Annotated in this window: 8 protein-coding genes; all 8 read left to right on the forward strand. The window is 73.9% G+C overall.

Features of this window, described 5'->3' with window-relative positions; genetic code table 11:
- The first annotated feature begins 143 nt into the window (after positions 1-143).
- Positions 144-1,991: a GTPase domain-containing protein gene (locus TPA0908_RS00690; RefSeq protein ID WP_281933663.1), complete on the forward strand. Its 1,848-nt coding sequence runs from the start codon at positions 144-146 to the stop codon at positions 1,989-1,991.
- A 55-nt stretch (positions 1,992-2,046) separates the two neighbouring features.
- Entirely contained in the window at positions 2,047-3,726 is a 1,680-nt protein-coding gene (locus TPA0908_RS00695) for a GTPase (RefSeq protein ID WP_281933665.1), read from the forward strand.
- Between the two features lie 52 nt (positions 3,727-3,778).
- Positions 3,779-5,005: a hypothetical protein gene (locus TPA0908_RS00700; RefSeq protein ID WP_281933667.1), complete on the forward strand. Its 1,227-nt coding sequence runs from the start codon at positions 3,779-3,781 to the stop codon at positions 5,003-5,005.
- A gap of 47 nt (positions 5,006-5,052) precedes the next feature.
- The gene (locus TPA0908_RS00705; RefSeq protein ID WP_281933669.1) at positions 5,053-5,640 is read left to right on the forward strand and encodes a hypothetical protein; all 588 of its coding nucleotides are present in this window, start codon (positions 5,053-5,055) and stop codon (positions 5,638-5,640) included.
- Positions 5,641-6,248: 608 nt separating this feature from the next.
- Positions 6,249-7,427, forward strand: coding sequence for a pyruvate dehydrogenase (acetyl-transferring) E1 component subunit alpha (pdhA, locus tag TPA0908_RS00710; RefSeq protein WP_107158221.1), 1,179 nt, complete (start codon positions 6,249-6,251; stop codon positions 7,425-7,427).
- A complete protein-coding gene (locus TPA0908_RS00715) occupies positions 7,427-8,416 on the forward strand; it encodes an alpha-ketoacid dehydrogenase subunit beta (protein WP_281933672.1) in 990 nt (329 codons plus the stop codon). The genes pdhA and TPA0908_RS00715 overlap by 1 nt, the downstream gene beginning before the upstream one ends.
- A gap of 5 nt (positions 8,417-8,421) precedes the next feature.
- Positions 8,422-9,921 (forward strand): dihydrolipoamide acetyltransferase family protein, encoded by a 1,500-nt coding sequence (locus TPA0908_RS00720; protein ID WP_281934618.1) that lies wholly within the window; start codon positions 8,422-8,424, stop codon positions 9,919-9,921.
- 220 nt (positions 9,922-10,141) lie between these two features.
- Positions 10,142-10,279, forward strand: coding sequence for a hypothetical protein (locus TPA0908_RS00725; protein ID WP_199199845.1), 138 nt, complete (start codon positions 10,142-10,144; stop codon positions 10,277-10,279).
- The last annotated feature ends 252 nt before the right edge of the window (positions 10,280-10,531 follow it).

A 10,531-nucleotide genomic window follows, 5' to 3' on the forward strand; every position in this document is an offset into this window, starting at 1 on the left:
GCCGCGCCACAAGTTGAGTGAACTTGACTCAATAGTGCCACGCGATCGGCAAACCGCAAGTCGAGGTTGAGTCGACTCGACGCAACCTGACCGTTATTACCGTCCGGTTGTCTTACCTTGCGTCGGTCGGGCACGCTTTAGCGGTGACGACGCATGGCGATTCCGCCACCCGTGCCGGCGCGCCCGCCGTCGCAGCCCGCACCGGAGCCCCCACCGGGGACGACCAGCCCGCCGAAGCCACGGCGGGCCTGTCCGCCGCGCTCACCGAGCTGCGGGCCGCGATCGACGCGGCTCGCTTCCCGCTCGCCCTGCCCTCGGCCGAGCCGGCCCGGCACGCCGCCCGGAGCCTCACCGACCAGCTCGACGACTACCTGCTGCCGAGGTTGGCCCGACTCGACGCCCCGCTGCTCGTGGTGGTCGGCGGCTCGACCGGCGCCGGCAAGTCGACGCTCGTCAACAGCCTGGTCCAGGCACGGGTCAGCGCGGCCGGGGTGCTCCGGCCCACCACCCGTTCCCCGGTGCTGGTCTGCAATCCGGCCGACGCCGCCTGGTTCCGCCAGGGCGAGCTGCTGCCCGGCCTGACCCGCACCACCGAGCCGAGCGAGCACCCGGGCACCCTCCAACTGGTCACCGCCCCGGCGCTGCCGGCCGGGCTGGCCTTTCTCGACGCCCCGGACATCGACTCGGTGGTGGACGCCAACCGGGCGCTCGCCGGGCAACTGCTCGCCGCCGCCGACCTGTGGTTGTTCGTCACCACCGCCGCGCGCTACGCCGACGCCGTGCCCTGGGAGCTGCTGCGCAGCGCCCGGGCCCGGGGCACCGCCGTCGCCATGGTGCTCGACCGGGTCCCGCCCGAGGCCGCCGACGAGATCGCCGCCCACCTGTCCCAGATGCTCGCCTCGCAGGATCTGGGCGCCGCGCCGTTGTTCGTGCTGCCGGAGACCTGGGTGGACGGGCAGGGCCTGCTGCCGGACCGGATGACCGCGCCACTGAGCGGCTGGTTCGCCCGGCTCGCCGGCGACGCGGAGGCCCGCTCGGCGGTGGTCCGGCAGACGCTCGACGGCGCGCTGGCCGCCCTGCATCCGGTGGTCGAGGGGTTGGCCGACGCCGCCGACGAGCAGATGACCGCCGCCGAGGCGCTCGACGAACGGGTCCGGGCCGCCTACCGGGGCGCCGAGCGCACCGTCGACCAGGGTCTCCGGGACGGCCGGCTGCTCCGGGGCGAGGTGCTGGCCCGCTGGCAGGAGTTCGTCGGCACCGGCGAGTTCTTCCGCAGCCTGGAGGCGCGGATCGGCCGGCTGCGGGACCGGATGGTCGCGGCGGTCACCGGTCGGCCCGCCCCGGCGGCGGAGCTGCGGACCGCGATCGAGTCCCAACTGGTCACGCTGCTGCGCGGGGTGGCCGCCGAGGCGGCCGAGAACGCGTACACCGGTTGGAAGGCGCACCCGGCCGGCGCGGCGCTGCTCGAACCGGAGCTGGCGTACGCGTCGGCCGACCTGCCGGCACGCGGCGAGCAACTGGTCCGCGACTGGCAGCGCGCGGTGCTGGAACTGGTCCGCGTCGAGGGCGGCGACCGGCGGTTCGTGGCCCGCACGGCGGCGTACGCGGTCAACGCCACCGGCCTGGCCGTCATGATCGGCGTCTTCGCGTCCACCGCGTTCATCCCGACCGGCCTGGAGGTCGCCGCCGGCACCGGCACCGCGGTCGCCGGGCAGACCGTGCTCCAGGCCATCTTCGGCGACCAGGCGGTGCGTAACCTGTCCCGCAAGGCGCGGGTGGACCTGCTCGACCGGGTCGGCGCGCTGCTCACCGAGGAGGCCGCCCGCTTCCTGGCCCGCACCGAGGCCGCCCGCCCGGCCACCGACGCCGGTGAGGCGTTGCGCCAGGCAGCGGTGACGGTCGAGCGGGCCCGGCACCGCAGCGGCCTCACCACGGCCGACGGCGCCCCGTCGCCCACCCACACCGACCAGGACGGACGCCACCACCCGTGAGCGCGAGGAGCGAGCCGGGCCTGCGAGCCCCGCAGGCGCGAACAAGGACGGCATCATGACGAACCTCGTGGGACGGATGCGCGAGGCGTTCCGAAGCGACCAACGGATCGATCCGGACGTCCTGATCGCGCGCCTCCAGGCGGTCCAGCGGTTCCTCGGCGCGGTGGACGGCCAGGTGCCGGACGCCCAACTGGTGGCCGCGCACACCGTGGTCGAGCGGGCCGGCGACCGGCTCGCCCTCTCCGGCCGGCACACCGTGGTCGCGCTCGCCGGCGCCACCGGCAGCGGAAAGTCGAGCCTGTTCAACGCGCTGGCCCGGATGGACCTCTCCCCGGTCGGCGTGCGCCGGCCGACCACCGGCGTGGCCCACGCCTGCGTGTGGGGCCCGCTCGACGGCGCGGTACGCCTGCTCGACTGGGTCGGGGTGCTGCCCCGGCACCGGTTCGTCCGGGAGAGCCCGCTGGACGGCGACGACGAGTCCAACCTGCACGGTCTGGTCCTGCTGGACCTGCCCGACTTCGACTCGGTGCAGCACCACCACCGGCTGGAGGTCGACCGGCTGCTCGGCCTGGTCGACCTGGTGGTCTGGGTGGTCGACCCGCAGAAGTACGCCGACCGCGTGATCCACACCGGCTACCTGCGCGAGTTCCACCGGCACAAGGACGTGACCGTGGTGGTGCTCAACCAGGCCGACCGGTTGCACCCGACCGAGCTGCCCACCGTCCTCGACGACCTGCGCCGGCTGCTCGACGCCGACGGGCTGGGTGGGGTTCCGCTGCTGCCCACCGTGGCCACGGACCCGGCCGGGCTGGCCGGGTTGCGGGCCGAGCTGGAGAAGACGGTCGCCGAGCGGCAGGCCGCGCTGCGCCGGCTCTCCGGCGACGTGGACGCCGTGGTGACCGACCTCGAACCGTTGGTCGGGCCGGAGCCGCCACGCACCCGGCCGGGTGACGCCTCGGCCCGGGAACTCACCCGGGCACTGGCCGGGGCGGCCGGCGTGCCGACCGTGGCGCAGGCGGTCCAGGGCGCGTACCGGCACCGGGCGGTGAGCAGCACCGGCTGGCCGCTGGTGCGGAGCTGGCGGAAGCTGCGCCCGGATCCGCTGCGCCGGTTGCACCTGCCGGGGCGGGACCCGGACGCGCCGGCCGAGAGCCTGATCTCGGCCACCTCCGTACCCGATCCGACCGCCGCGCAGCGCTCGGCGCTGAACCTGGCCATCCGGGCGGTGGCCGACCGGTCCGGCGCCGACCTGCCGGCGCCGTGGCCGACCGCGTTGACCGCGGCGGCCCGGTCCCGGCTGGCCGAGCTGCCGGGCGCGCTCGACCACGCGGTCGCCGCCACCGACCTCGGCATGGACCGGCGGCCGGCCTGGTGGCGGGTGGTCGGCGGGATCCAGTGGCTGGTCACGCTCGCGGCGGTGGGCGGCCTGGTCTGGCTGGTCCTGGGGTACGCGCTGCGCTTCCTCGGCCTGCCACCGCTGGACTACCCGAAGCTCGGCGAGGTGCCCTGGCCCACCGTGCTGCTGCTCGGCGGGCTGCTGGCCGGGCTGCTGGTGGCGGCGCTCACCCGGCCGGTGGTCGGGTGGGCGGCCCGGCGGGCCCGCGACCGGGCCGAGCAGCGCCTGCTCACCTCGGTCGGCAGCGTCGGCGAGAAGTACGTGCTGGATCCGGTCTGGGCGTTGCTGGCGCGTTACGGCGCGGCACGGGACGCGCTGCACGAGGCCGGCCGGCGCTGAATCGGGTGCGCGGAGCGGTGTGACGGCCGTCGGCGCGGCGTAGGGTCGATGCATGGCCACGCCACAGACCCCCTACGACGCGGTGCTGCACGCCGCGCGCGACGTGACGAGGCTCGACTCCGCCCTGGACGCGGAGATGCTCGGCGCCGCGTTGCTGGGCAGCGTCTACGCCGTCGCGGAGCACGACCGACAGCGAGCCGTCCACGAGTTCGTGGCCGGTTTCCTCGCCGCCACGTCACGCCGGCGCAGCGCCGCCGCGACCACCATCCGCGCCGTCTTCGCCGCCCTGGTGCCGGACGCCGAGGGCGCCGCCCGGGTCCGGCCCGGCACGTACGCCCCGGCGTGGGCCGGCCAGCTCGGCCGGGTGCGCCTCACCGGCACCTGGGCGTACGGCGACGTGTACGGCGACCAGACCTCCTACCTGGCCACGTTCGCCTACGAGGACGAGGAGCAGGGCGGGCCGGAGCACGCTCTGGTGGCCCTCGTCGACCACAACATCGGCATCACCAAGGACGTGTTCGTCGGCGGTCCGGCGGCCCGGATCGTCGAGCAGGCCCGGGAGATCTGCACCGAGGACGAGCTGACCTGGTTCCGTGCCGAGGACCCGGCGCGGATGCACGCGGAGGTGGGCCGCCACCTGGCGGTCACCGACGACCTCGGTGAGTTGCCCGCCCAGGGTTCGCTCGCCACCGACCGGGCCCTGGTGGGCGCCCGCCTGGCGGCCCTGCCCGGGCCACGACCGCCGACCGGGCCGGCGGTCGTGCCGCCGGCCACCGACGAGGAGCGGACCAGGCTGGTACGCGCCTTCCTCGACTCGCCCGAGGCCGCCCGTTTCGGCCTGCCCGAGGTGGCCGACGGCGAGCTGGCCTCGCTGCACTTCTGCCTGGGTCTGCTACTGGATCACGCGGCGAGCTTCCCGGACGCCGACCCGATGCGGTGGAGCCCGATGGTCGCCGAGCTGTTCCTGCTCGACTGGGTGCACCGTCGTGCCGTGCTGGACATGGACGACGCCGCGATGCTGCCCCGGGTGTTGCGGGCCTGGGCGGCGTACGCGGGCCGGCAGCGTGGGCTGGCGCCCCCCGCGACCGCCCGGACGGACGAGGCGATCACCGAGATGGTCCCCGAGTTCGCCCGGCTCTACAGCACCGGTGAGCGGCGGAGCGCGGCCACCGCGGCGGTGGCGCAGTTGATGGCGGACGGGGTGGACCCGGACGACCCGGCGGCGCTGGACGCCTGGATCGAGGCGAACCGGCACCGCCTCACCGACGACCCCGCCTGAGCCGTTCCGGCTCGCCACTCGGCGACGGCCCCTGGCTCGGCTCCGTCGTGGGCCCGGAGGTCGGCGCCGAGGTCGGCCCGGACGACGACGGCTCGGCGGTCGGCCCGGACGTCGGCTCCGAGGTCGGCCCGGACGTCGGCTCGGCGGTCGGTCCGGACGAGGTGCCGGTCGGCTCGGGGGTGGGCGCGGAGGAGGTGGTGGTGGGCTCGGGCACCGGGACCGGATCCTGCGCCGGGTCGGACGCCGAGGGCGAGGGCGAGGGCACCGGCGACGGCCTCGGCGGCCGGGCCGGTGTGGACCGGGGCGGTTCGGGCGGGGCCACCGGCGCGGTGGCCGGCCGGGACCGACCGGAGCCGAGGTCGCTCCTGTCGGGCGGGATCGGGGCGGCCGGGAACACCGGTCGCGGCGGCGCGGTGGCGGTGACGGCGTCGACCGCGGGCGTGGACGCCGTCAGCACCGGGGCCGGGGTGGTCCGGGGCAGCGGGATGACCACCGGCCCGACCGAGGGCGTCGGGATGAACGGCGTGCCGGCGTCGGGCAGGGCGCTGTTCCCCACGGTCGCCGAGCCGGTGCTGATCGCGGCCAGGATCGGCATCGAGGCGGTACCGGCGAGCAGCGCGACGGTCAGCAGGTAGCCCCGGCTCGGGCCACCGGCTCCGGGGGCGCGGTGCGCGCCGACCACCGGTCGGTAGCGGGCGGCGGGCAGGGCCCGGTGCCGGCCCAGGAAGGGGGCACCGGGAGGACCCTCTGGTTCGGACACCGGCACACTCCTCGTACGCGTCGACGGAACGGAACAGCACGCCCGAATATCCGGACAAAAGCCGCGTGAGCACTCATCGCCAGCTTGACCGAGTGACAGTCAGTTCACCAGCCGCAACCGCGTGTCGACACACATTTTGTCCGCCGGGGCCCGTCACCTGTTGGGACAAAAGCGCTCATCCGTCGCGAAGCCGATGGAAGCTCACCGTCGGGGGAGGCCATACTGTGGGCCCGCTCACCTCCTCTGCAATCATTCAGGCACGACGGCAACGCAGCCGCTACCTCCGCGCACCCCGCGGCTGGTGCGGAACGGCGCCGGCGCTCCCGGGCCTGGGTCCCCCGACGGACCCCGGCTCACGCCGCGCGGCAACCCTCACCGGGGCTAGGCGCGGTCGCCAGGGACCGACCCGGCAGCAGCCGGGCGGGCGCACGAGGTGCGCGGCTCGGGTCACCCCCGGCGGCGCAGACAGACAGGGAGAGACCGATGGCAAAGGGCGACCCCGGGGCCGCCACCCGCAGCAAGCGGGCCGCACCCCGTACCAGGCGCGCCGCCGCGACCGGCGAACCGGAACTCGTTCAGCTGCTCACGCCGGAAGGCGAGCGGATCGAGACCGCGCTCGGCCCGGACGGGACCGAGTACCGCGTCGACTTCACCGACGAGGAGTACCGCGGGCTCTACCGCGACCTCGTGCTGGTCCGCAAGCTCGACGCCGAGGCGACCGCCCTGCAACGCCAGGGCGAGCTGGGCCTGTGGGCGAGCCTGCTGGGCCAGGAGGCCGCGCAGGTGGGCTCCGGCCGGGCGCTGCGCGCGCAGGACATGGCGTTCCCGACCTACCGGGAGCACGGCGTCCTCTACTGCCGCGGCATCGACCCGATCATGCCCCTCGGCCTGTTCCGCGGCGTCGACCAGGGCGGCTGGGACCCGAATGAGTTCAAGTTCAACATGTACACGATCGTCATCGGGGCGCAGACCCTGCACGCGACCGGGTACGCCATGGGCGTCGCGATGGACGGCAAGACCGGCGGCGAGGACGGCGAGGCGGTGATCGCCTACTTCGGTGACGGCGCCACCAGCCAGGGCGACGTCAACGAGTCGTTCGTCTGGGCCAGCGTGTTCAACGCGCCGTTGGTCTTCTTCTGCCAGAACAACCAGTACGCCATCTCCGAGCCGCTGGAGCGGCAGACCCGCGTCCCGCTGTACCGGCGGGCCGGCGGTTTCGGCTTCCCCGGCGTCCGGGTGGACGGCAACGACGTGCTCGCCTCGTACGCGGTGACCCGGCACGCGCTGGACACCGCGCGCAGCGGCCAGGGCCCGTCCCTGATCGAGGCGTACACCTACCGGATGGGCGCGCACACCACCTCGGACGACCCGACGCGTTACCGGATCGCCAGCGAGGTCGAGGCCTGGCAGGCCAAGGACCCGATCGCCCGGATGAAGGCGTTCCTGCTCAAGCAGCAGATCGTCGACGAGTCGTTCTTCACCGAGATCGACGAGCAGGCCCGTACCGAGTCGGTGCACCTGCGGGAGCGGGTGCTCAACATGCCCGACCCGCAGCCGGTCAGCATGTTCGACCACGTCTACCCGCACGGCTCCCCGGAGCTGGACGAGCAGCGGGCCCGGTTCTCGCAGTACATGGAGTCGTTCGAGGGGAGCGCGCACTGATGGCCACGGAGACGCTCACGCTCGGCAAGGCACTCAACACCGGTCTGCGACGGGCCCTGGAGAACGACCAGAAGGTCGTCATCATGGGCGAGGACGTCGGCAAGCTCGGCGGCGTGTTCCGGATCACCGACGGCCTCCAGAAGGACTTCGGCGACCAGCGGGTGATCGATACCCCGCTGGCCGAGTCCGGCATCATCGGCACCGCGGTCGGCCTGGCCATCCGCGGCTTCCGGCCGGTCTGCGAGATCCAGTTCGACGGCTTCGTCTACCCCGCGTACGACCAGATCGTGTCGCAGGTGGCGAAGATGCACTACCGCTCGCAGGGCAAGGTGCGGATCCCGATGGTCATCCGGATCCCCTACGGCGGCGGCATCGGCGCGGTCGAGCACCACTCGGAGTCGCCCGAGGCGTACTTCGCGCACACCGCCGGCCTCAAGGTGGTCACCTGCGCGAACCCGCAGGACGCGTACGTGATGATCCAGCAGGCAATCGCGTCGGACGACCCGATCGTGTTCCTGGAGCCGAAGCGGCGCTACTGGGAGAAGGGTCCGGTCGACCTGGACGCCCCGCTCACCGACGCGTACCCGCTGCACAGCGCGCGGGTCGCCCGGCCGGGCACGGACGCCACCGTGCTGGCGTACGGCCCGATGGTGCGCACCGCGCTGGACGCGGCCACCGCCGCCGCCGAGGACGGCCGGGAGCTGGAGGTCATCGACCTGCGGACGCTCTCGCCGCTGGACCTGACCGCCGCGTACGAGTCGGTGAAGCGCACCGGCCGCTGCGTGGTCGTGCACGAGGCGCCGGGCAACCTGGGCCTCGGGTCGGAGGTCGCGGCCCGGATCACCGAGGAGTGCTTCTACTCCCTGGAGTCCCCGGTGCTGCGGGTGACCGGCTTCGACGTCCCCTACCCGGCCGCCCGGGTGGAGGAGGAGTACCTGCCGGACCTCGACCGGGTGCTCGACGCCGTCGACCGCACCTTCGGCTGGTGAGCGGCATGTCCCGGATCAAGGAGTTCAACCTGCCCGACCTGGGCGAGGGCCTGACCGAGGGCGAGATCCTCGCCTGGCTGGTCAAGGTGGGCGACGACATCGAGCTGAACCAGCCGATCGTCGAGGTGGAGACCGCGAAGGCGGCGGTCGAGATCCCGGCGAAGTGGGCCGGCCGGGTGCAGGCGATCTTCCACCCGGAGGGTTCGACGGTCGAGGTCGGCGTGCCGATCATCGCGATCGACACCGACCCGGGCGCCGGGCCGGTGGAGCAGTCGACGACCGGCACACCCACCGCCGACCTGCCCACCCCGTCGGCGGCCTCGCTGGCCGCCGTCGAGGTGGCACCCGAGGAGGGCATGGTCGAGCCGGGCCTGATCGGTGGCGTGGCGCCGGGTGGGCGTACCGCCGTGCTGGTCGGCTACGGCCCGCGCAACGCGCCGGCCAAGCGCCGCCCGCGCAAGGGCGCCGCCCCGGCGCCGGCCGCCCCGACCCAGGCGGTCCCGGTGCCGGCCGCGCCGGTCCAGGCCGCGCCGGTGCCGGCTCCGGCGGCGACCCCGGTGGCCCCGACGCCCGCGCTGAACGGCAACGGCCGGGCGGGCGGCGGCCCGGTGCTGGCCAAGCCGCCGGTCCGCAAGCTCGCCAAGGACCTCGGGGTCGACCTGGCCGCGCTGACCGGTTCCGGTCCGCTCGGCTCGATCACCCGCGAGGACGTACAGCGGGCGGCGAATGGGACCCCGGCGGCGGCCGAGCCGCTGACGGTCACCGCGCTGTCGACGTCGGCCGCGTCGGCCGCGAGCTTCGGCGCGGACCGCGAGCAGCGCATCCCGGTCAAGGGGGTACGCAAGCTCACCGCGGAGAACATGGCCCGCTCGGCGTTCACCGCCCCGCACGTGACGGAGTTCCTGACCGTCGACGTGACCCGGGCGATGAAGGCGCTGGACCGGCTCCGCGACCGGCGCGAGTGGCGCGACGTGCGGGTCTCCCCGCTGCTGCTGGTCGCCAAGGCGGTGCTGCTGGCGGTCAAGCGGTACCCGATGGTCAACTCGACCTGGGCCGGCGACGAGATCGTGGTCAAGGAGTACGTCAACCTGGGCATCGCGGCGGCCACCGAGCGCGGCCTGATCGTGCCGAACATCAAGGACGCCGGCCGGCTGACGCTGCGTGAGCTGGCGGACGCGATGACGGCGCTGGTGCAGACCGCGAAGTCGGGGAAGACGTCCCCGGCGGACATGTCCGGCGGCACGCTCACCATCACCAACGTCGGCGTCTTCGGCGTCGACACCGGTACGCCGATCCTGCCCCCGGGCGAGTCGGCGATCCTCGCCTTCGGCGCGGTACGCGAGCAGCCGTGGGTGCACAAGGGCAAGGTGAAGGCCCGGCTGGTCACCACGCTCGGCCTCTCCTTCGACCACCGGATCATCGACGGTGAGCTGGGGTCCAAGTTCCTGCGCGACATCGGGGACTTCCTGGCCGATCCGGAGGCGGCGCTGCTCGCCTGGACCTGACGTACCACCGCTCCGGCAACGGCCGGTGTGCCACGGGTGAACGCCCGGCACACCGGCCGTTGCCGTTGATGAAGGAATCTTCGGCTCAGTGATGAGGATGCCTACGATCCTTAGGCAGGTGGCTCAGCTCACCTTGCAATCGATGGCGATCATGCGTGCGGTGCGGTTAAATAGAGACATCAAGGGCTGACAACCGAATAGCCAGGAGGAGAGACCCAAGATGAGCATGATCGAGCGAATCCGCACCCGCCGCGACGCCAACCGCCGGGCCCGTGCCATCGAGCACGCCCTGCGTTCCGCCAACTCGCCCGCGGTCCGCGCAGAGCTTCTCGCCATCGCCCAGCGTCACATGAGCTGACGCCACCGACGTTCCGCACTCCTCCAGTGGAGAAGACCCGCCCGGCACCCCGGGCGGGTCTTCGGCGTTCCACGTCGGCCGGCACCGGGATTCCACCCCGCCGCACCGCCCGGTACGGTTGGCACGGTCGCCAACCGGCTGCTCCGGACCGACGTGGAGAGTGAAACTCATCGACGTCGACCGGTGACTTTCGGTGACGGCCGATGCTCCCCCGAGCGTCCCCGGGCGGCCACCGGATACGGTGCGGGGAGC

This window comes from Micromonospora sp. AKA38, from assembly GCF_027925725.1.
Classification (GTDB): Bacteria; Actinomycetota; Actinomycetes; order Mycobacteriales; family Micromonosporaceae; genus Micromonospora.